The following is a 20066-nucleotide window of genomic DNA, read 5'->3' on the forward strand; positions in this document are numbered from 1 at the left end:
ACTCGTGATCTCGATGCAAACGCGTGCATAAAAGTTAAGGTAATGTATCTCAAAGATAAGAAAGAGCAGTGGTTTGCTGATAATTCACCAATTTGTGCTTGTGTATTGAGTAGAGATGCATCACATTACGGGTGCAAATTCAGTGAAAAACAATGGTTAGACCTATTAATTATTTACACAACAAATATAAAACCGCTATTGTTTTTACAGATTGAAACAAAATACAGAATATCGAGATGACGCTTCGCTTGCGCGTCTGGAATAAGTCCGGGTTCCGGGGGGGAGCTCGGACTTTTTTATTGGCTGGAAGTTACAACTTTGATCGAAGGGTGATTACAACAACTCTTTTGCGATTAGTTGGAGCAAGAAGGTTTCGCGTTCAATGCTCATTCCTTTCTTTGGGCTTTCTGCCATCGTCTTTTCATTATGCGCAATCGCATCATGCACATTCATCCAAACTGGACGCATGCCGTTTTTCACTTCGTAATCTTCATAAGACGTTTCACCTAGCTCACGGTCAATCTTGCACGTGTAGCAGTATGACGTCATGTGCATCACATCCGCATCGTCTTTGTACCAAGGACGAAACTCTTCAAAGATACCAAATGGCTTAATGTTGTGAATGTTTTTCGCACCAGTTTCTTCTTCGAGTTCACGAACCAAACCTGCAATCACGTCTTCGCCTTCATCAATACCACCACCCGGCAGAGTGTAGTCGTGGTAACGTTCAGTGTAGAGGAGAAGAACATCTTCACCATCAAGCACAATGGCACGTGCTGCATTACGCTGAAAGATGATTTTGTCATCCAAATGTTCGATGTCTGGGTGCGTAGTTGTTTTTAAGTGTCTCATCGCAGGATCCGCTGTGAATGTTTTGCGCGCATACTACCGAAATTCATAACTATTCCCAAGTTTCAATTTGCGCAAGCCTACAACAATGCCACCCAAGATAACCTTGAGATACTTGGATATACAGACGAACAGTGAGCAAATTCTAAAATTACACAGAATTCCCTTTCAAGCGTCGTGCTTTTAACAAACATAAGACAGTATTTTTCTTAAACTCTCCTATAATCAACACACTACTCGTAATTCCCACGCGGAGATCAAGAATGAAAAAGACGGCTTTAGTAACGGCAGTGGCGGCAGCAATGGTGTTGGCAGGTTGTTCTACTTATGAAGGTGCAACTCGCTCAAACGAATACACATCAGCAGCAAACCCAGCAGCAGTATACTGCGTGCAGCAAGGTGGTGAACTAGATACAGTGACAGAAAACGGTGAACGCGTAACTTACTGCCTACTGTCTGAAAATGAGCGTGTTGAGCAGTGGGAATATTACCGTAAAAACCACAAAGAAGACGCTGAGTCGTAATGGTTAACATTTACGCAATCTAAGATTGCACAATCCACAACAAAGGAGCTTCATGCTCCTTTTTATTTTATCTAAACATTCCAGATTTCTGACACTTAGTCCTTTATTTACCAGCCTTACCGCATAGCGATACCATATCGAACGCCGTTTTATTCCTGACATTCCTCTGACATTACTTTCCACTTGGGCAATAAAATTTCTCGCGCACATCACGAAATTTCACGTTTTTTCCACATTTTTATTGGAGCGGGTGGTCAGGATGAAAATAGATACTGTCAAACAAGTCGAATCGGCACAATCCAACCTTGTTGAAGACTCAAAAATTACTGAAGAATCAAAGCGCGTTATCTACAAAGCGATGTTGAGTGCATTGACCATCATCGCGATTAGTATTTTAGTGAACCTGAGTATTCGCGTAGATTACGTTCTACTGGGCTCAAGCTTGGGTGAAACATCCATCACTGAAACGCTACAACTGATCATGTTAGCCGTCGCTTCTTGGTCGTTCTATCGCGTTTCCAAGCAAGAAGCTCACTTATCGCACGCCGCGATCCTTATCTCTGGCTTTTTTGCGGTATTGATGATCCGCGAAATGGATTACTGGTTTGATATGATTCACCATGGCTCTTGGGTATTCCCAGCCTTAGCAGTAACAGCACTCGCATGTGCAAAAGCTTACCAAGGTGGTAAAGGTACCGTGAATCAGATGGCGGTTATACTTCAGTCGCCATACATGAAACTGCTCATTGGCTCTGTTGTTTTATTGGTGGTATTTTCTCGCTTATACGGAATGGGAAGTTTCTGGCAACACGTTATGGGTGAGCACTACGTGCGTGATGTGAAAAACATCTCTGAAGAAGGCATCGAGCTATTGTGCTACAGCCTTATTGCACTAAGCGCAGTTCGTACTCGTCGTGAACTTAAACGCCAGTAAACCTGAGTTTCATTCCGATACACTCGCTTCTGGGTCAAGGCGTTGATTTAACGCCGTGAGTATCGGATGAAATACAGCCAACGCTTGTTGCGCTGCAAAAACTGAATCATCAAAGGCCGTCATTTCGATGGCCTTTTTCATCTCTGCGATTTGGTTTTTAACGTCTTGTGTTAAAGGCAAAGTTTGGAGTTTTTCTATTGCTTTTAAAGCTATCGCTAATGGTTTCGCTTGTACTTGAGCCAAGTCTCGCTTAAATGCCTTGTTTTTCACCCCTTCCAAATAAACACGATAAGTCGTCAGTTCATCAAATAAAAGAAACGCATCTGCCTGAGTGCCTGAGTTTGGATATGGCACACTGATATGCTCAGCGATATCTAGTGAAACAGTGAGCTCTATTCCCATGTCTGCACAACGCGATTTCAATACTCGTAATAAGCCTTGTTCATCCATCAAGGTTTGGATCTCAATAATGCGCTCTAAATGGTAGTCATTGGAAAGCAGTATGACTTCGATAGCTTGTCCCATTGGACATAACCCACTTTTCAGTAGCTCTTTTGCCGCATTTTGCATGTTCTGCACGGTATTCAGGGAACGATTCTCGATGATGACTTGCTGATCAGGAAAGTCGATTCCCCTAACCTTGGCTAGCTGACCAAAATACTGATACATCGCATCCGCTTCAGAGATCGTTTGACCATGAGTGACCCCTCCACAAAAAACCAATGCCGTCGACTCAAAATCCCATTGGTTTAAAACGGAAACTAAAGCTTCCACACGTGAGCGCCCTTCAGCACTGAGCTGATCATGCGCCAAACGCTTACCTAGAATGATCACTACCTTGTTTAACTTCATTACCGAGATCTCAATTACTCATACTTTCGCGAACAATTTGTATACAAAAATTTGCTTTGCCAATACTCTTTCAGGCATTAACATCTAATTAACAATGTCGTTCTAGAGACCTTGACAAAGGTCCGCAAAGAAAGGAAGTCAATTATGCTGTCGATTTTCGATATTTTTAAGGTCGGTGTCGGTCCTTCTAGCTCCCACACCAATGGTCCTATGCTCGCAGGTTACCATTTCACTCAATTGCTTAGCGACTCTATGGCGAAAGTGCACAAGGTGCAAGTCGACCTTTACGGCTCTTTATCGCTCACCGGTAAAGGACACCACACGGATCGTGCTACCGTCTTAGGGCTAATGGGTAATAAACCCGACACTATCAAGATGACGAGCGCGAAAAGCGCGCTACAACATACCATTGAACACGGCACGCTCTCTGTCGCAGGTGTTCATGAAATCGTGTTTAGTTATGAGCACGATATCGTCTTCCACAGCGATAACCTTCCTCTTCATGAAAACGGCATGACCATCACGGCTTTTGATGCTGCTGGTGAGCAAGTGGCGTTTGAAACTTACTATTCCATCGGTGGTGGCTTTATTGCCACTGCAGCCGAGCTAGAAAACGGTGGCAATGAGGCAGAAATCCAAGTTGCTTATCCTTTCACGTCTGCTGACGAGATGTTAGAAAAAGCAGAGCAAAACGGCTTTAGCTTAGGGGGGATGATCCTTCAAAACGAATTGGCTTTCCGTGAGCAAGAAGAGATCGACCAAAAAGCAGAACAGATCTGGAAAGTAATGTCGTTGTGTATGCAACGTGGCTTTGACACCGAAGGCATTCTTGAAGGTGGGTTAAACGTCACACGCCGAGCGCCTAACCTACTCAAAAAGCTTGAAGCTAACGCAGCAGTAGAGAACGATCCAATGGAGATCATGGATTGGATAAACCTATTTGCTTTCGCAGTAAGTGAAGAAAACGCGGCTGGCGGTCAGGTGGTCACATCACCAACCAACGGCGCTGCTGGCGTCATCCCCGCGGTGCTCATGTACTACCATCGTTTCATCAAAGAGCTCGACAACAAACAACTGAAAGACTTCTTAGCTGTGGCTGGGGCGATTGGTATCTTGTACAAAACCAACGCTTCGATTTCTGGTGCAGAAGTCGGATGCCAGGGAGAAGTCGGCGTTTCTTCTTCTATGGCAGCAGCAGGTTTAACCGCACTGCGTGGTGGCAGCAACGAGCAAATCTGCATTGCTGCTGAGATTGCTATGGAGCATTCACTTGGCATGACTTGTGATCCAATTGGCGGTTTGGTTCAAGTTCCGTGCATCGAGCGAAACGCGATGGGCGCAATGAAAGCCATCAATGCATCACGCATGGCGTTAAAACGCACTAGCAAATGTCTTATTTCATTAGATAAAGTTATCGAAACCATGTACCAGACAGGTAAAGACATGAACAAGAAATATCGTGAGACGTCACTCGGCGGTCTGGCAGTGATTCACATGGCACCACCTTGCGAATAGCATACTTTATTTCAGCGTTTGCTAATTAATATTTTTCATTGTTGGCGGATGAAATTCCGCCAACGTCTTTATTCCTGCATAAAAATCACGCTATCTCCCACCTCACTCTCGACTGCTTATTATTTCAACGTCTTTTCAAAACCTTAAAAATCACTAAAGAATAATAGTCTTATAAAATGTTATTTTTTAGTCATTTATTCACATAATTCCTAGTTGATCTAGAACAATACATTAGCAAGGCAAACGTTTCGCATTAGAAAATTTAGTGCATTAAATTCGTTTTATGCGACAATTGTTTCAATATGTAACATAGCGTTTAAGTAACATTTAACAGAAATAATAACTACCTTTCTCGCAATAGTGAGTATTTAATTATGTGGAATAAACTAAATAAATCTATGATGTTCTGCCAAATGATGTTTGGCTTATCATTCTACGGCGTGTTAGTCAGTCTAACGCGTTTTTTCTTAGAGGATCTGAATTACAACGAAGCTGATACCATGATGATCGTGGGTGCCTTTTCTGCGATTGGTCCCCTATTTGCGATTGCTGGCGGTTTCATCGCTGACAAATTTTTAGGAGCTTACCGTTCTCTATCGATTGCCTTCCTAGCATTCGCATCTGGTTACGCGCTGCTTGTTCTTGGTGCTTCGGCTACCAACGTACCACTGTCTATGTGTGGTATCGCACTAGCAAGCTACGGTCGTGGTTTGATGTCACCTTCCTACCCTAGCTTGTACAAACGTACCTTTAAGTCTCAAGAAGACTTTGAGAAAGGCTATCCAATCAACTACTCAGTGAACAACGTAGGCGCCTTCCTAGGTCAATACCTGTTCCCAATGATTGTATTGGTGATTGGCTTTAATGGCGGTTTCACCATCTCTGCAGTAATGGCAGGCGCAGCACTGGTTATGCTACTTGTGTTCCGCAAAGGCTTGGTTGGTGTCGCATCAGATCTAGACAAACAAACCGTTAGCATCAAAAACTGGATCTTCTTTGCTCTTATTTCTGTGGCGATGATTGCGTTGGTATTCTTCATGTTCTCAAACATGGATATCGGTCAAAACATCGTTTACGCCATTGGTGGTGCAGCAATTCTTTACTTTGTTTCTTTGATGTTGAAAGCAAGCAAAGCGGAATCATTGAAGATGGGTACCATCCTTATCGTAACCTTCCTAACCACGTGTTTCTTCGTTTACTACGGTCAAATGATGACTTCAATGAACATGGTGGCGATCAACACACTAAAAGGTTCCCTATTTGGCTTTATTCCACTAGAACCTGAAGCTGCAATGGCGATGAACCCGCTATGGTGCATGGTTGGTGGTCCTATCGTAGCTGGCTTCTTTGGTGTGCTAGAAAAACGCGATATTCACCTATCTACAGCAACTAAAATTGCGTTGGCATTCGTGCTAACAGCGATTGCTTTCGGCATCCTAACCTTCGCTGTAACCACAGTGGGCGAAGACGTAATCATCATGCCTGAGATCTTCCTAGCGATTCACTTCTTCCAAGCAATTGCAGAAGTGATTGTAGGATCAATGGTCGTTGCATTTATCCTATCGGTTGCACCGAAGCACATTGAAAACTTCTCAGTAAGCTTGTTCTCTGTTGCTATCGCGCTGAGTGGTATTGTTGGTGCTGCATTCTCGACTTCTATCGCTCTAGAAAAAGGGCAAGAAATCACCCAAGAAATCGTACAACACGTCTACGGTGATTACTTCCAATTGCTAACCGTGCTCGCTGTTGTAATGGTTGCTATCGCACTAGGTGCTTCTTTCATCATCCGCAAAATGCTTGAAGCTGCCAAACGCAGTGAAGCTGAATTGGAAATGGTTGAGGCTAACGCACAAAACTAATATTCCTCTTCACCTAAATGCAAAAACGGAAGCCAATTGGCTTCCGTTTTTTTATCGACAGAGGTTTGTCGCTTAGCGAGCGTTGGCTATGCAGCAAGCGTAAACATCAAATACGCGTTCAATGCCAGTACAAGAGTGACGATAACCACACCCGAATAAGATACCCATTTGTTGTTTTTGAACTCGCCCATCAAGCGCTCGCTGTTGGTAAAGATAAGCAGTGGAATAATCGCCAGCGCAATACCGAAGCTTAATACCACTTGGCTCATCACCAAAATATCAGTGGTGTTCATACCCAAACCAATCACCACAAATGATGGCGCCATGGTAATGAAGCGGCGCAACCACATTGGAATAGAGAAGCGTACAAAGCCTTGCATCACGACTTGTCCTGCCATGGTTCCCACTACTGTGGAAGATAAACCCGAAGCAATCAGAGACACACCAAATAGCACAGAGGCAGCTTTACCTACGAGTGGGGTCAGCGTCATGTACGCGGTTTCAATTTCTGCTACATGCTGGTTACCAGAGTAATGGAAAACAGCTGCTGCCATCGCCACAATAGCGATATTCACAAAGCCCGCTATTACCATCGCAATCAACACGTCAAAACGAGTAGTACGAAGACGTGTTTTCGTACTTTCACCATAGTTGTTTTTGAACAATGCCGAGTGAAGGTATATCACGTGAGGCATCACAGTTGCGCCTAAAATGCCTGCCGCAAGGTAGATTTGGTGCGAGTTAGTAAATGTTGGGGTTAACAAACCTTTTGCCATCTCACCGCCAGCGGGGTGAGCGAAGAACAATTCCGCAATGTAGATAACCGCAACCAGCATCAGAAGCGAACCAATCACCACCTCTAGCGGCTTTTGACCTTTCTGGTTAAGCGTCAGAATCATCACTGTCGCAACGGCAGTGATCAACGCCCCTTCCATCAAACTGATACCAAAGACAAGCTGAAAGCCGACTGCTGCACCAATAAATTCCGCTAGGTCAGTTGCTATCGCTATGATTTCAGCCTGAATCCAATAGAAACTCACTGCCCATTTATTAGGTAGATGGTCGCGTAAGTGTTCTGCGAGGTTTTTGCCTGTAACAATGCCAAGTTTAGCGGACAAATACTGAATCAACATCGCCATGAGGTTTGCCCAAAGCACAACCCAAAGCAGTTGATAGCCGAATGAAGATCCCGATTCAATATTCGTTGCAAAGTTACCTGGGTCAATGTAACCAATTGCAGCAATAAACGCTGGACCTAACATGAGTAACTTGCGTTTTATTTTGTTAAAGGCTGACGCGTTTTGTGCCGCCGTTGTTTGTATCGCTGTCGCGTGTAAATTATTGGACGTACCATTCATGAGCGTATTCCCCTCTCGTCGATAGAGAAAATCATACGCCAACCTAAATGAGAATCAATATCATTTGGGTGCACAAAAATGGTAATTAAGATTTCAACAATTAATTTTCAATTATCGATAAACAAAAGCTATCAGAATAACTTTAAATCTAGAAGTGTCATAAACAACAATGCCGCGTTAAACGCGGCATTGAAAGTAAGGAGATTTCGACCATTTAGTCGCGGCGACCGCGAAGTTGGATCGGTTGAGTAGAAGCGTCTGTTTGAATCATAACACCACCATAAGCAGCATCATTTCGACCTTTTAGAGTCAGGTTAGAATCTGCGCGTTCCACATCAACTTGGTTAGCTTGGCTTGTTGTCATATCAATGGTACCTGTGTATGACCCATCGCCAGCGAATGCCACATTTACTGAACAAACCATTAAGCCTAGTGCGATTAGTTTTTTCATACGTCACCTCTGTTGTTTGTGGTACATCATTTCGATATAGAAACTTTAGCAACGCCACCCAAGTAGCACGAGGAAAACCCGAATTTACCAAATGGAAATCCCTGTTGGAAAAAGGCTTTTTTGCCATAAACTTAGAATTGACCATTCCCTGTCTTTCCGCTGTTGAGGCAGCGCTATGATGCCGTAGCAAACGTTGGCTGGAGTAAAAGAATGACAATCAATCTAGATATGCAGAACGTCTTGGTAATAAAGCGCATGTACGATCTGCGCAACGTTCGCTTGGTCGCGGAATCAATGGGAAAAACCTCCGGCGCCATCAGCAAAAACCTCACTAAAATGAAAGCGCAACTGGACGATCCTCTGTTCATTCAAACCAAAAATGGATTTGAACCAACCTCATTTGTGGAAGCCAATATGCCTCATTTCGAGCAAATCTTGGCGAGCGCAGATGCAATCAAACCCCAAGAGTTTTCCCCGCCGCTTTATACTGGCGATGTTGCAATCTACGCCAACACACTTTTTTGGGATCGTTTTGGCGATAAACTTTACCTAGAGTTGCTCAAGCAAGCGCCGCATGCCAATTATGCATTTTTAAGGTGGGGGGCTGATGCTCGCAATCGCATCATTGACGGTGAGAACGCCATTGCTATTCATTACTTTGATGAAGATCTACCTCAATCCATCGCACAAAAAGAATTGGGAAAAGGCAAAGCGGTATTCTTTGTACGCAAAGATCATCCTGCCAAGGACTTCCAATCATTGGGCGATTATACCTTTGTTTTGTTCAAGACGCCTGGTTGGAACGATCATAAATACCCACTTTTGGATCGCTTAAAAAACATCGGCTTTCATGTTGATCCAAAAGTTGAGATTGAACATCCTGCCATGATTCACAGCATCATCATGAACACCGACCATTTCGGTATTACGATGAGTGGTAACGTTCCTGAATCATGTCGTAGCATCGAACTTCCAAATGGTTTAGAGCTCGGCGTGAGCTTTGTGATGAGCTGCCGACGTTCTCAGCAGCACGACCCACAAAACCAATGGCTGTTTAGTGTGATTCAATCCATCATCAAAAGGCACACCAAGCCAGACTAAAATTTGATTTCTCCCAATACGCCCAAAGTAATCGCTTGGTGGTGTTTATTGAGGTATTCAATATCTTGTAAATAAGCCGTATGGTGACAATCTTCCATATTGGCTTGAAACTGGGCATCACCATTGGCTGCCAACGTGCGCATGTGATCAACTAACGCCGTTAAGCGCAACGTCATTACCTCCACCAACTCTTCGCGTTCTAATCGGGAGCAGCCATAGGCATCACAAAAGATTTTGGCTCGTCGAATTTGTTCTTCTAACGTACCCATCTTGTCATCTTCATCAGTCTTAAATGGCGCCCAACCGTATATAGAAAAAGCAATATCCCAAATTCGCGGCGCAGGATGAGCGGTATCGAAATCAAACACGCCGATCACGACATCCCCATCTAAAGCCACGTTATAAGGCATGAAATCACCGTGACAAATCACTTCTTGCGGCGAGCGAGCTGGCAACATCCAATGATGAACATCTTGATCATGCTGTTTAAGGAAACTCTCCGACGCATCATGATAACAACGGAGCAGATTTGCGGCAGATTTCAACGCAGTGAGCGAAGCAATCGGTCCTTCTAACGGGTAGTTATAGCTGTCACCCTCAACAAAGGTCAGCAACTCTTTCCCGCCCTCAATCGACACTGCTTTTGGACATGCAGTAAAACCATGTTGATGAAGATGTTGGAGTAATTGATGGACGGTCATCGTCCAGTAGCTAGCAGGCCTACTGACCAAATTACCTTTACGATAAATGGCATTATCCCTGCCCCCTTCTAACGCTTCCATTACTGCTCCTTGATAACCAGAGCGCATGCTCTGTGAGTGATGACGACATGAAACGTACTCTGTCATCTTAGCACCCGAACTTTGGTCATGACGGTTGATAATGTTTCAGATTGTTAGCTCTATCTCAGTTCGTGCTCATCTTGTCATTTTGCCCCCCGATAGCCTGAAAATCGCTTGGACATCTGGTTACGCCTGTAAGCTTTTTACTAGCCATTGAGTAAAGGCTTTGACATGCGGCTTCTCGCCACAACGAACGATCATATGATGCGCGCCTCGGCTTGGCATTGACCAATGACCTACTTGGACCAAAGTACCTTGTTGAAGATGATCTTCTACTAACAAGTCGCGCACTAATAAGACACCGAGCTGATTCACCGCTGCCTCAATAGCCAACAAAGAATGTTCAAATTCTCCCGCTAACTTTACGCTCCCTCCTTCGTGCCCTTGGTACGCAAACCAACCTTGCCATGTTTCCTGATAGCCACCAGTCGCAAGTTTCGGCAAACGGACAAGATCAACCAGATCAGAAACGGGATTTAGTAAAAGAAACCCCGGACTTGCTACCAAAATCCAGTTCTCTTGCGTGAGTTGCGTTGCGTGTTGCGAAGACCAATCACCATAACCATTAATGATTTCCACATCCGCGATGTCGCTATTACTCGGCACTGCATTTGCGGTAGTAGAAACTTTAAAACTCACTTCAGGATACTGGCGATGAAAATCAGCGAGTCGAGGTATCAACCATTGGGAGCAAAAGCTGTGCGCCACGTGTAACGTTAACTGGGTCTGTTTTTGGCGAGAGAAAAGATGTTGAGTTGCGACGAACAAACTCTGAAATACATTGCTAACCACGGGCAAGTAATCGCGTGCTGCTTGGGTCAAAATGAGTTGTGCGCCATTGCGTTCAAACAAAGTGGCATCTAGATACATTTCCAGAGATTTCACTTGTTGGCTAACCGCTGCACGGGTGACATTGAGCTCTTCAGCCGCTTTAGTAAAGCTGTGCAATCTTGCCGTCGCTTCAAATGCTTTTAAAGAATTGAGTGGGGGTAAGTTCTGCATCTGTAGCTCCAAACAAAAGAACACGAAAAGTGTAAGTCAGAGCTGTGACATTTCGATGAAAACAAAAAAGCCAGCGACAAACGCTGGCTTTTAGAATCATTAAGCTAATGGTGGATTATTTAGCTTCTTCAGTTGTTTGGTATTGGAACGCAGGAACAACAACTTCTACACGACGGTTTTGTTCACGACCTTCACGAGTTTCGTTGCTCGCTACTGGGTTAGCTTCGCCCATGCCTTTAACAGTCATACGGTCTGCAGCAATACCTTCAGCTTGGAAGTGATCAGCAACTGCTTGTGCACGCTTCTCAGTTAGCTGTTGGTTGTAAGCTTCAGAACCTGTTGTGTCACTGTAGCCGTTGATTTCAACTTGAGCTTGTGGGTAAGTGTTCATTAGCTCAACAGTACCGTTGAACGCAGAAGCGTCTTGTAGTTCAGCACTTTCTAGACCAAATTGTACTGTTGCAGTTTGAGCTGGGTATTCGTGCTCAACGATGCGAGTTACAGGACGAGTTTCAACCACTTCTTCTTGAACTACTGGCTCAGAACCAAACTTGTAGTTGAAGCCGATACCGAAGAAGTCAGAATCCATGTCGTCGATGATGTCATCAGACATGTCTTGGTAACGTTGGTACTCAGCGCGTAGGCTCCAGTTGTAGTTGATTTGGTATTCAGCACCTAGAGAGCCCGTTGGTACGAAATCTTTCTCATCGCCAGCCATCATGTAAGCAGCACCTACTTTAGCAAATAGGTTCCATGAGTCTGTTAGAGGTAGGTTGAACTTAGGAGCTAGAGTCAGTGCCCATAGGTCGCCATCAACAGTGTTTTTGCCAGCTTTGTTGAAGTTAGCAGTAAAGTTACCTAGGTAGTCAACGCCGTATTCAGCTGCAACGTATTCGTTAAAGTTGTAGCCAAGGTGCATACCTGCTGCAAAGCTATCGTCATCACATGGTGCGTCTAAGTAACATGCGTCGTTTAGTGCGTTGTAACCAAGTTTGCCACCGATGTATGCATCAGCAAGAGCAACATTTGACATTACGCCACCAGCAAGAACGGTAGCCACTGCAAGAGCAATCTTTTTCATTATTTTTTCCTTTATGCGAAGGCGACCCGATTACTTTCCCCAGCATACGCTGTCATCAAGAAAGTCAGAACCTGCACTGTTTTTAGTGATTAAAACTACGCCAACAATCTCTATTAACGCATCATCGCATGACGCTCTAATTGGGATATTTCCATTAGGAGCGCTGGTTGGAATTTTGATACACCTATCTGCCACGTCTTGTCCCAAGCGTTTAAACCTGAACGATTGGAGTGATAGATAACGATGAGCAAACCTCTGTAGGTACAAGATTCCGCGAGAAAATTATCCGGCTTCCATCTTGTAATTACATAGCAACTTAAAACTAATTTAACTGGCTGTGCCTACTTTCAACCTCACACTCAAGGCTGTTACCCCTATGAGATGTTATGATTTTTGTGACGAGAATCTCGAAATGGACTTTAACAGAATAAGTATCGCTAAATTAAATTAGATTTTTTATCGACACGATAAATCCAACTTATCGAGACTCACATAAGCATCAGAAATTGCAGATTTTTTGTCTTAACTGCGGAGAAAGTAGCTCATTAATAGAGAACGCGGAGAGAATAATGGCAGGAAAGACAGCCCGCAAAGTACGGGCTGTGAACGAATTGCGTTAAATTTTGTCAGATACGGCTAGCGTCGCTGCTAAAATATCTTGCCCAAACAACACACTACGCTCTGGAGACCAACCGTAAAGTGGGTCGGGGTGGTTGTTGTTGTCTTTGAATGGCATTTCAATGGTGTAAGACAGACATTTAAATTGCTCTGCTACCCAGTTAGAGCCAACGGTTAGGTTCGCTTTACCTGGTTCATCTTTGTCGTAACCAATCTCGTCTTGGAACTCTGGTGTAATCGTCAGAAGTGCTTGTTTAAACGCGTTTTCCAACTCAGCCATGCCTTCGTCATAAGAAGGAATGCCTTCAGATCCCGCTACAAAATTGTAAGGGATAGCTTCATCACCATGAATATCTAGGAACATATCCACGCCAGTTTCTAGCATACGTTCACGAACCAAGAAGACTTCTGGGCTCTTTTCCATTGATGGCGTTTGCCACTCTCGGTTGAGGTTCACACCCACTGCGTTAGTACGCAAGTGACCACGAACACCGCCGTCTGGGTTCATGTTTGGTACAACGTAAAGTACTGCTTTTTCTAGCAATGCACGCGCAACCGTGTCGTTTTCATCCAACAGACGTTGAATCATGCCTTCCATGAACCATTCTGCCATCGTCTCGCCTGGATGCTGACGTGCAATCATCCAGATTTTCTTTTTACCTTCTTCTGGCTCACCGAAAGTAAGCAAGCTCATGTCATTGCCATCTAGCGTGTGACCCAAAGTTTCCAACTGGCAGTGGTGTGCACTTTGTGCCATGTGTAATAGGTCTAGATGACGATCGTACGTGTATGGTGCAAAGTACGCGAAGTAGATTGAGCTGCGCTCAGGGATAACAGTGAAAGTCAGCGTATCACCATCGAACTCTGCTGGCACGCGGAACCACTCTTCACGATCGTAAGACGCAACAACGTCGTAGCCTTGCCAACCTTCTGGGTAAGCCGACTTCGCAAGATCAAGTAGTTTGATGGTGTGCGATTGCTCAGCTTCGGTCTCAAGACGGAAGTGGAACCACTGGTAGAATTCCGACATGTTGTCGTTAGGGATTTTAAGTTGGATGTCGTTTTTGTCGTCTGCTTTCACTACGTGAATGCTGCCGCTGTCGAAGTTGCTGAATACTTTCATTCTATTACTCACCTTTTGCATCTGAGCTTGAAAGACTGAGGCTAACACAAAGGGAAGAGGTGCCTCTAACGATTTCACTTCTTCCCTATCCGTTTGCGATCAAAATATTCAGTTTAGTCGAGCTTATCCGCTTTGCCTGCTGGTCCCGCAAGTTTTGCTAGCCACTTATCCCAGATAAATGGTGTTTGCTCATTATCTTCTGCTTCCTCTTTTCGGCGTACGGCATTACGCACCATCATTGCCCCTGTCCAACGAAAAGGCTCTGGTGGGAATTGTCCTAATGGTCCTCTGGCTAAACCGCTTCGCGTCCAGTCATTATCTAACCCCAATACGAATGAAGATAAGATCTTTCCGCCCATTCGAGTCTGAGCCACACCGTTACCCGAATAGCCAAAGCCGTAAAAGACATTGTTCTGTTTATCTAGCTCGCCAAAGAATGGGAAACCGGTAGCAGAGCGATCCGAACCACCCGTCCATGAATAAGCGAATTCTGTTCCTTTTAAACGCGGAAACAGCTTATCGAACGACTTACGCAGCAGATTTTGATAGCGCGTTGGTTTATTAAACATCACGTCGACGCGGTTATTGTAAGAGAATTGATTGCCGCCCTTACCCAACATCAAACGACCATCTGGCGTATCTCGATAATAATGGACGAAGATACGTGAATCCAACACGCTAGAGCCCGTTTGCCATCCTGATTGAGGCAAAGCGTCACCCAGAGGTTTTGTAATCACCATATCTGAAGAGACAACAACGATGCTGTTGTTAAATTGCTTAAAGTGTTCCACCATCCAAGCATTTAATGCCAACACTACTTGCTTCGCTTTGATGCTCGCATTAGGCGTACTAACGGTTGCAGGTTGACCATAATCTAAACGCGTCATTGGCGTATTTTCATAAACCTCAACACCCAGTTCGATAGCTACACGACGTAGCCCTCTAGCCAACAAAGCCGGCTGGACGCTTGCGGCAATAGGAGAGTGAAAACCGTCCACATGCCTTGGCGAGCCAGCATTCTCTCGCAGTTCTTCAGTCTGACAATGTCGCCAACTATTCACGTTTAGCCGCTTAAGTTCATCCACGACCGGCTGCATACTTCCGGTTTGCGCATGGTTTGTCGCCGTGTAGTAAACGCCTTTCAAGGATAACTGTGCATCGATATTATGCTGCTGACAAAACGCCTCAATTTCCAAGACTGCTTGCTCCGATTCTTTTACTAACCATGCCGCTTGTTGTTCACCAAACAAGCGCTTCAATGTTGGAAACTTTGTTGACCAAGTCAGCATACAACCACCATTTGCGCCCGATGCCCCGCTGCCACACAAGCCTTTTTCAATCACAACCACTTGTTTTTCCGGCGATTGCTGCTTAATCATGATCGCAGTCCAAAGACCTGTATAACCACCGCCGACAATCGCCACATCCGTCGCTATATCTTGTTGGAGTGACAATGGCGGCGTTGGCTGTTCCATTTCCAGAGCTTGCTTGAACCAGTAAGAGAGATGAGTCATTCCGTATCCTTTGTAAAGTGGCACACAATCTTGCTTTAGTACCACTTTACAAACGAACATGAGAATCAACGAGCGAGAAAACCTGACGCTGAGCGTTAGAAAATATTGCCTATTAATAATAAATATAAATTAAGCAATAAAAAAAGGGGAGCAAAGCCCCCCAACATTCCTATAAATAACACACAGCAAGGATAAAGCAGAAATTAATAAATATTAGCTAGCGAGAATATAAATTAACGGTTACCTAGCTCTCTCAAACGATATTCGTATTTCACGTTTAAAATTGGTTGGTAGGCAATTTGTCCGTTATCTTGTAGAAACTCATCCACCGTAACTTTACTATCGGTGATTGAGAAAGAATTTTTGTCTACTTTCGCAAAAGAGCCATACAGTTCTTTGCTTAGTTGTAGAGATGTTTTACCTTGATATTCTTTAATCATTTCAAAGCCCATCTCGTAAGCAGCTTGCTTGCTGTCGACGACATTACCTTGAATCGATTTGCTGTTATTTGTCCATTGATACCCACCAGCGAATGCAGCAATTGGTGAAGCGGTTAGTGCAATGAGACCAACAAGAGTGATTAAACGTTTCATAATATGCTCCTTACTTACCTTTAAAATATCGAGTTCCAAGTGCTCGATGAATGTAGCGTACATATAGAGACCTATAGCGAATAAAATTAATTTCAAAAAAGATTAAAATTAATTCATTTTATTTATCGGCTTTCTTTAAACGTCTTTGACTCTAAAAAATAAACATTAGAAAAATCCATAGATTACGTTTTATACCTAACTCACTTCGAGATACTTGCTTCCGAAAAAATGGTTTGATTCGCACTCAAAACAACGATGTGTATCGCTTGTTTGCCTTCAAAGCTCATTCAGTCCCCCTAGATAGTGACAATGACTATTGGTTACTGAAGAAACGAACCCACTCATTAGCTCACTCAACGGGTTTGTCTGAGCACAACAACACGCTCTGACAATTTCATACTAAACCATACAAACCTCGCTTCTTTTTTCTCTTAAAATCTTCGCCAAAAGAACACCGTTCAAAACCAGCTCCCGTCAATGCTTGAGCGAAATAAGACAACTCTCTTTTATCGCCCTATTTTCGCGTTTTATATCAAGCGCTCACGCCTCTTTGACAGAGCCGAACAACTGGAAATGAGTTTGGAGTGAAATGACCATGAATAAATCCATCCTTGATCACAGCAGAACCATTTATTCTGATGAGTACGCTGACATTTATCGTCCAATTTGGACCTACCGCGTAAAATTCATCGCACGCGCTTTATTCTACAGAAAGTCGTTTAAGTACCTTGCGGACAACATTGAAGCATCACTGCTCGAACTGCTTTGCACTCGTACACACCGATTCTTAGAGAAGCCATTTCGTCCTTACATTATTAAGAATGGGCCTGCTTTCGACCGTTCTGCGCTTGTTGTCGATCACTACAACTCGGTAGCAGACCTGATCTCGCCTGAACTGATTCAAGAGATCTACACCGATGCGGAAGGTCTAACTCTGACTTCATTTGAAATTGACGACATCTTGTATTCGGTCCGCTTGGTTTACGAAGCGCGTTACCAAAAAGAAGGTGATATGAGCTTGGTGCTGCATAGCCAAGAAGATGGCAACTTCTACACCCTTTCTTTCAGCTTGGGTCATGAGAATGGCGAACGATGCATCATGATTGGTGGTTTACAAGGACCACGCAGCTGTGAAGAAAACAACGCAAAAATCAAAAAGCTGACGCGTAAGCTATACGGTCAACGTCCGAAAAGCTTGATGGTTGGATTGCTGGCTATCGTTGCGCAGGTTTGGGGCATAGAAACACTGTTGGCTGTAAAAACTCAATCGCACACTTACGCAGCTAAGCGTTACAGCAAAGGCAGAATCAAAACCGATTACGATGCGTTGTGGCTAGAGCTTGGTGGCACAGAATACGACCGCAACTTCTACTCTATCGACGTGAATGCACCTCGTCGTGATATTGAAGGTATGTCTCGTTCAAAACGTTCTATGTACCGTCGTCGTTACGAATGGCTAGACAACACCAAAGTCACTTTCGAACAAGTCCTAAGAAAGTAAAAGGCTAAAAGCTAAGGGGAAACGTTTATGCGTTATTCATTCGTTACTGCTTTGGTGTTGTCGACACTTTCTTTGTCTGCCAACGCAACCACCAGCGAACACATCATAGGTACAAACATTGGCTATGGCGGTGTGAACTACGACGCACCGACGAGCGAAGAATCAGGCGACATGTTCTTAGGTGAGATTTATTACCGCTACATGCCAACGCATAACTTTGGTATCGAAGCGGGTTATAAAGGCGCGTTTGACGGTATTGGTTCGATACTCGTGAGTCCGATTTCAGAAGTCACCGATACGAGCTTCTCCGGACCTCGCTTAAGTGGCTATGCTAGCTATCCACTGGGTTCAGGCTTCGAGCTTTACGGCAAGGCAGGTGTCACTCTCTACACTCTCGAATACACCTATAAAGTAAACGGTCAGAGCAAAAACATCGAACACTCAAGTGTTGGTGGTGAAGCGGCTGGCGGTATTGGCTGGAGCTATAAACACTTTGGTTTGAATGCAGAATATGTGTATTCAAAAAACAGCGATTTTGACTCTAGCGGCGTGATGTTTGGTGCGCAATTGCGTTTCTAAACAAGGCTTACAGGTTAATACAAAAGGCAGCGAGAGGCTCATTCGCTGCCTTTTCTTTTTTGTATTACGGGCGCATATCCCGCACATTAGTTAATGCGTTAATGCCAAAATAATCCCCACCAGAATCGAAGTAACCCCAATACCCCGAGTGAGATACCATTTCTCAGACAGAAACCAAATCCCCATAAACAATCCAAACACGATGCTGATTTGCCTTAGTGCCACCACCAAACTTACGTTGTCTGTCATAGTCATCGCAAACAACACCAAGCCGTAGGTGGATGCCATCATTACCCCTGCCATGCTGGCTGTTTTGCGGATCTGCCACGCTGTCTTAATCTCATCTGGCTTCCCCATAACTAAGCACCATACAAGGGCTGGAATACCAATCGCCCAAAACTGCACGCCCAAGTAGAAGATTGCACTGTACTGATCATTCAAGATCTCTGATGCTTGTCCTGTGAGTAAACTCAGCGCTTCTTTATCGACTACCGAGTAACCCGTTGTGCCTATTGCGGCAATCAATGCCCAGAACACACCAACGTTCAAATAAGAGCCCAATGTCATCTGACGAAAATTCGTCAGTGGTACCAGCATACAACCAAGAGTAATTAGTAAGAATCCAAGCCACTGCTGACTAGATAATTCATGTCCCAATGCAACACTGATTGCGCCGACCATCATCACAGGCAGTGCCCGAGCAATCGGATAAACCACCCCCACATCAGCGTGCTTATAAGCGACAATCAAACCAACCAGATAAACCATTTGTGAAATGCCGCTAATGAACAGCAATCCCCAAAACTCACTCGGTAATGATGTCCAGCCAATGGTTGCCAAATACCAAATCAAATAAGGGGTAAGAATGAAACATGCAGAAAAGCTGGCGGCCATGGTAAACGCGAGTCCAGAGCCTGAGTTGCTTTTGCCAAGGATATTCCAGCCCGCATGGAGAACAGCAGAGAAAACGACGAGACCAATCGCCAACAAATCCATTTCAACGTTCCTGTCTGAATAAAAGAAAGGCCCCGAGATGGAGCCTTAGATAATGAGAAAATCCACTTAACGATTGAGTTCCGCCAGAGATTCAATGCTGATGGCATCGTGTCGCCAATACTCGATATCGCAATCAATCAACTCACCGTGCTGGTTGTAGTTGATGCGCTCCACTACCATCGCTGGCGTACCGGCTGTCGCGCGCAGTGCCTGAGCCATTTCACCCAACAAAGTGCTGGTTGAAATGCGATAGCGAATCTTTTGATACATCACGCCATAATGCTCGCGGTAAATGTCCGTCAGTGAGTTTGACAAATCATAGTCCAGCAGATTCGGAAACAGCTCTGGGCGAATATAGTTTGTTACGAATACTACAGGTCTATCTTCAAGGTATCGCACACGGTCGACTCGATACACGTCCGAGAAAGGTTGCAAGTCCAGCAAGCGTGCCGCTTGTTTGTTTGCCAACGTTCCTTTTGCTGCGACCAACTCCGTTTTTGGCACGCGATTTTGCGCTTTCGCCATGTTCGGGAAGTTCAGAGTTTGGGTTGGGTCGTAACGCAATGGCTCGGGTGAGATAAACCAACCTCGGCGATCTTCGCGATAGATTCGACCTTCTGCTTCCAGCAGTGATAAAGCTTCACGCAGAGTCACGCGTGTAGTATCGAACGACTCCGCCAACTTACGCTCTGCTGGCAGTTTTTGACGCGGCGATAGCATGCCCGCTTCAATCTGTTCAACAATCGAATCTTTAATTTTTACGTATTGCACGAA

The 20066-nt window shown here is 44.5% G+C and carries 19 protein-coding genes; 7 read left to right on the top strand and 12 right to left on the bottom strand.

Features of this window, described 5'->3' with window-relative positions:
* Positions 1 to 333 precede the first annotated feature (333 nt).
* Complete coding sequence (locus VHA02S_RS06785) at positions 334 to 852, bottom strand: NUDIX hydrolase (RefSeq protein WP_005445385.1); 519 nt, start codon at positions 850 to 852, stop codon at positions 334 to 336.
* A 260-nt stretch (positions 853 to 1112) separates the two neighbouring features.
* Between VHA02S_RS06785 and VHA02S_RS06790 the strand changes: the two genes are divergently transcribed.
* Positions 1113 to 1373 carry a putative hemolysin gene (locus tag VHA02S_RS06790; RefSeq protein WP_005445386.1) on the top strand — a complete coding sequence of 87 codons (261 nt, stop codon included), beginning with the start codon at positions 1113 to 1115 and terminating at the stop codon, positions 1371 to 1373.
* A 259-nt stretch (positions 1374 to 1632) separates the two neighbouring features.
* Positions 1633 to 2307 carry a hypothetical protein gene (locus VHA02S_RS06795; protein WP_009696910.1) on the top strand — a complete coding sequence of 225 codons (675 nt, stop codon included), beginning with the start codon at positions 1633 to 1635 and terminating at the stop codon, positions 2305 to 2307.
* Positions 2308 to 2316: 9 nt separating this feature from the next.
* Here VHA02S_RS06795 and VHA02S_RS06800 read toward each other — a convergent pair whose 3' ends face one another.
* Positions 2317 to 3159 (bottom strand): YdcF family protein, encoded by an 843-nt coding sequence (locus VHA02S_RS06800; protein ID WP_038898203.1) that lies wholly within the window; start codon positions 3157 to 3159, stop codon positions 2317 to 2319.
* A 144-nt stretch (positions 3160 to 3303) separates the two neighbouring features.
* On the opposite strand from VHA02S_RS06800, the gene VHA02S_RS06805 reads away from it, so the two are divergent.
* Positions 3304 to 4674, top strand: a complete 1371-nt coding sequence (locus VHA02S_RS06805) for an L-serine ammonia-lyase (RefSeq protein WP_017817330.1) — start codon at positions 3304 to 3306, stop codon at positions 4672 to 4674.
* Between the two features lie 374 nt (positions 4675 to 5048).
* Entirely contained in the window at positions 5049 to 6533 is a 1485-nt protein-coding gene (locus tag VHA02S_RS06810) for a peptide MFS transporter (protein WP_009696908.1), read from the top strand.
* A gap of 86 nt (positions 6534 to 6619) precedes the next feature.
* Here VHA02S_RS06810 and VHA02S_RS06815 read toward each other — a convergent pair whose 3' ends face one another.
* Together VHA02S_RS06815 and VHA02S_RS06820 are read right to left on the bottom strand one after the other, a co-directional pair.
* A complete protein-coding gene (locus VHA02S_RS06815) occupies positions 6620 to 7891 on the bottom strand; it encodes an Nramp family divalent metal transporter (RefSeq protein ID WP_038898202.1) in 1272 nt (423 codons plus the stop codon).
* Positions 7892 to 8105: 214 nt separating this feature from the next.
* Positions 8106 to 8342 (bottom strand): VPA0252 family protein, encoded by a 237-nt coding sequence (locus tag VHA02S_RS06820; protein WP_005445393.1) that lies wholly within the window; start codon positions 8340 to 8342, stop codon positions 8106 to 8108.
* Positions 8343 to 8552: 210 nt separating this feature from the next.
* On the opposite strand from VHA02S_RS06820, the gene VHA02S_RS06825 reads away from it, so the two are divergent.
* Entirely contained in the window at positions 8553 to 9443 is an 891-nt protein-coding gene (locus VHA02S_RS06825) for a LysR family transcriptional regulator (RefSeq protein ID WP_005445394.1), read from the top strand.
* Here VHA02S_RS06825 and VHA02S_RS06830 read toward each other — a convergent pair.
* The 6 genes from VHA02S_RS06830 to VHA02S_RS06855 form a co-directional block, all read right to left on the bottom strand.
* On the bottom strand, positions 9440 to 10225 hold the full coding sequence (locus VHA02S_RS06830) for a phosphotransferase enzyme family protein (protein ID WP_038898201.1): 786 nt from the start codon (positions 10223 to 10225) through the stop codon (positions 9440 to 9442). The two genes, VHA02S_RS06825 and VHA02S_RS06830, sit on opposite strands and share 4 nt — an antisense overlap.
* Before the next feature lie 186 nt (positions 10226 to 10411).
* On the bottom strand, positions 10412 to 11287 hold the full coding sequence (locus VHA02S_RS06835; protein WP_038898200.1) for a LysR substrate-binding domain-containing protein: 876 nt from the start codon (positions 11285 to 11287) through the stop codon (positions 10412 to 10414).
* A gap of 115 nt (positions 11288 to 11402) precedes the next feature.
* On the bottom strand, positions 11403 to 12368 hold the full coding sequence (locus tag VHA02S_RS06840; protein ID WP_038898199.1) for an OmpA family protein: 966 nt from the start codon (positions 12366 to 12368) through the stop codon (positions 11403 to 11405).
* A 616-nt stretch (positions 12369 to 12984) separates the two neighbouring features.
* Positions 12985 to 14109 carry a M14 family metallopeptidase gene (locus tag VHA02S_RS06845; protein WP_005445399.1) on the bottom strand — a complete coding sequence of 375 codons (1125 nt, stop codon included), beginning with the start codon at positions 14107 to 14109 and terminating at the stop codon, positions 12985 to 12987.
* A 113-nt stretch (positions 14110 to 14222) separates the two neighbouring features.
* On the bottom strand, positions 14223 to 15623 hold the full coding sequence (locus VHA02S_RS06850) for an FAD-dependent oxidoreductase (protein WP_038898198.1): 1401 nt from the start codon (positions 15621 to 15623) through the stop codon (positions 14223 to 14225).
* A gap of 233 nt (positions 15624 to 15856) precedes the next feature.
* On the bottom strand, positions 15857 to 16216 hold the full coding sequence (locus tag VHA02S_RS06855; protein ID WP_009696903.1) for a DUF3316 domain-containing protein: 360 nt from the start codon (positions 16214 to 16216) through the stop codon (positions 15857 to 15859).
* A gap of 589 nt (positions 16217 to 16805) precedes the next feature.
* On the opposite strand from VHA02S_RS06855, the gene VHA02S_RS06860 reads away from it, so the two are divergent.
* Positions 16806 to 17717: a VirK/YbjX family protein gene (locus tag VHA02S_RS06860; protein ID WP_038898196.1), complete on the top strand. Its 912-nt coding sequence runs from the start codon at positions 16806 to 16808 to the stop codon at positions 17715 to 17717.
* Positions 17718 to 17744: 27 nt separating this feature from the next.
* The gene (locus VHA02S_RS06865) at positions 17745 to 18296 is read left to right on the top strand and encodes an outer membrane beta-barrel protein (RefSeq protein WP_005445404.1); all 552 of its coding nucleotides are present in this window, start codon (positions 17745 to 17747) and stop codon (positions 18294 to 18296) included.
* Positions 18297 to 18386: 90 nt separating this feature from the next.
* Here VHA02S_RS06865 and VHA02S_RS06870 read toward each other — a convergent pair whose 3' ends face one another.
* Both VHA02S_RS06870 and phnR read right to left on the bottom strand, forming a co-directional pair.
* A complete protein-coding gene (locus VHA02S_RS06870; protein ID WP_009696899.1) occupies positions 18387 to 19292 on the bottom strand; it encodes an EamA family transporter in 906 nt (301 codons plus the stop codon).
* A 66-nt stretch (positions 19293 to 19358) separates the two neighbouring features.
* On the bottom strand, positions 19359 to 20063 hold the full coding sequence (phnR, locus tag VHA02S_RS06875) for a phosphonate utilization transcriptional regulator PhnR (protein WP_038898195.1): 705 nt from the start codon (positions 20061 to 20063) through the stop codon (positions 19359 to 19361).
* Positions 20064 to 20066: the final 3 nt, after the last annotated feature.

Origin of the sequence: Vibrio harveyi NBRC 15634 = ATCC 14126 = KCTC 12724 (assembly GCF_001591145.1) — a bacterium.
Lineage (GTDB): Bacteria > Pseudomonadota > Gammaproteobacteria > Enterobacterales > Vibrionaceae > Vibrio > Vibrio harveyi.

Bases quoted from the DNA above. Each gene is read 5' to 3' on its own strand.
- VHA02S_RS06785 (WP_005445385.1), bottom strand. From the start codon at position 852: ATGAGACACTTAAAAACAACTACGCACCCAGACATCGAACATTTGGAT.
- VHA02S_RS06790 (WP_005445386.1), top strand. From the start codon at position 1,113: ATGAAAAAGACGGCTTTAGTAACGGCAGTGGCGGCAGCAATGGTGTTG.
- VHA02S_RS06795 (WP_009696910.1), top strand. From the start codon at position 1,633: ATGAAAATAGATACTGTCAAACAAGTCGAATCGGCACAATCCAACCTT.
- VHA02S_RS06800 (WP_038898203.1), bottom strand. From the start codon at position 3,159: ATGAAGTTAAACAAGGTAGTGATCATTCTAGGTAAGCGTTTGGCGCAT.
- VHA02S_RS06805 (WP_017817330.1), top strand. From the start codon at position 3,304: ATGCTGTCGATTTTCGATATTTTTAAGGTCGGTGTCGGTCCTTCTAGC.
- VHA02S_RS06810 (WP_009696908.1), top strand. From the start codon at position 5,049: ATGTGGAATAAACTAAATAAATCTATGATGTTCTGCCAAATGATGTTT.
- VHA02S_RS06815 (WP_038898202.1), bottom strand. From the start codon at position 7,891: ATGAATGGTACGTCCAATAATTTACACGCGACAGCGATACAAACAACG.
- VHA02S_RS06820 (WP_005445393.1), bottom strand. From the start codon at position 8,342: ATGAAAAAACTAATCGCACTAGGCTTAATGGTTTGTTCAGTAAATGTG.
- VHA02S_RS06825 (WP_005445394.1), top strand. From the start codon at position 8,553: ATGACAATCAATCTAGATATGCAGAACGTCTTGGTAATAAAGCGCATG.
- VHA02S_RS06830 (WP_038898201.1), bottom strand. From the start codon at position 10,225: ATGGAAGCGTTAGAAGGGGGCAGGGATAATGCCATTTATCGTAAAGGT.
- VHA02S_RS06835 (WP_038898200.1), bottom strand. From the start codon at position 11,287: ATGCAGAACTTACCCCCACTCAATTCTTTAAAAGCATTTGAAGCGACG.
- VHA02S_RS06840 (WP_038898199.1), bottom strand. From the start codon at position 12,368: ATGAAAAAGATTGCTCTTGCAGTGGCTACCGTTCTTGCTGGTGGCGTA.
- VHA02S_RS06845 (WP_005445399.1), bottom strand. From the start codon at position 14,109: ATGAAAGTATTCAGCAACTTCGACAGCGGCAGCATTCACGTAGTGAAA.
- VHA02S_RS06850 (WP_038898198.1), bottom strand. From the start codon at position 15,623: ATGACTCATCTCTCTTACTGGTTCAAGCAAGCTCTGGAAATGGAACAG.
- VHA02S_RS06855 (WP_009696903.1), bottom strand. From the start codon at position 16,216: ATGAAACGTTTAATCACTCTTGTTGGTCTCATTGCACTAACCGCTTCA.
- VHA02S_RS06860 (WP_038898196.1), top strand. From the start codon at position 16,806: ATGACCATGAATAAATCCATCCTTGATCACAGCAGAACCATTTATTCT.
- VHA02S_RS06865 (WP_005445404.1), top strand. From the start codon at position 17,745: ATGCGTTATTCATTCGTTACTGCTTTGGTGTTGTCGACACTTTCTTTG.
- VHA02S_RS06870 (WP_009696899.1), bottom strand. From the start codon at position 19,292: ATGGATTTGTTGGCGATTGGTCTCGTCGTTTTCTCTGCTGTTCTCCAT.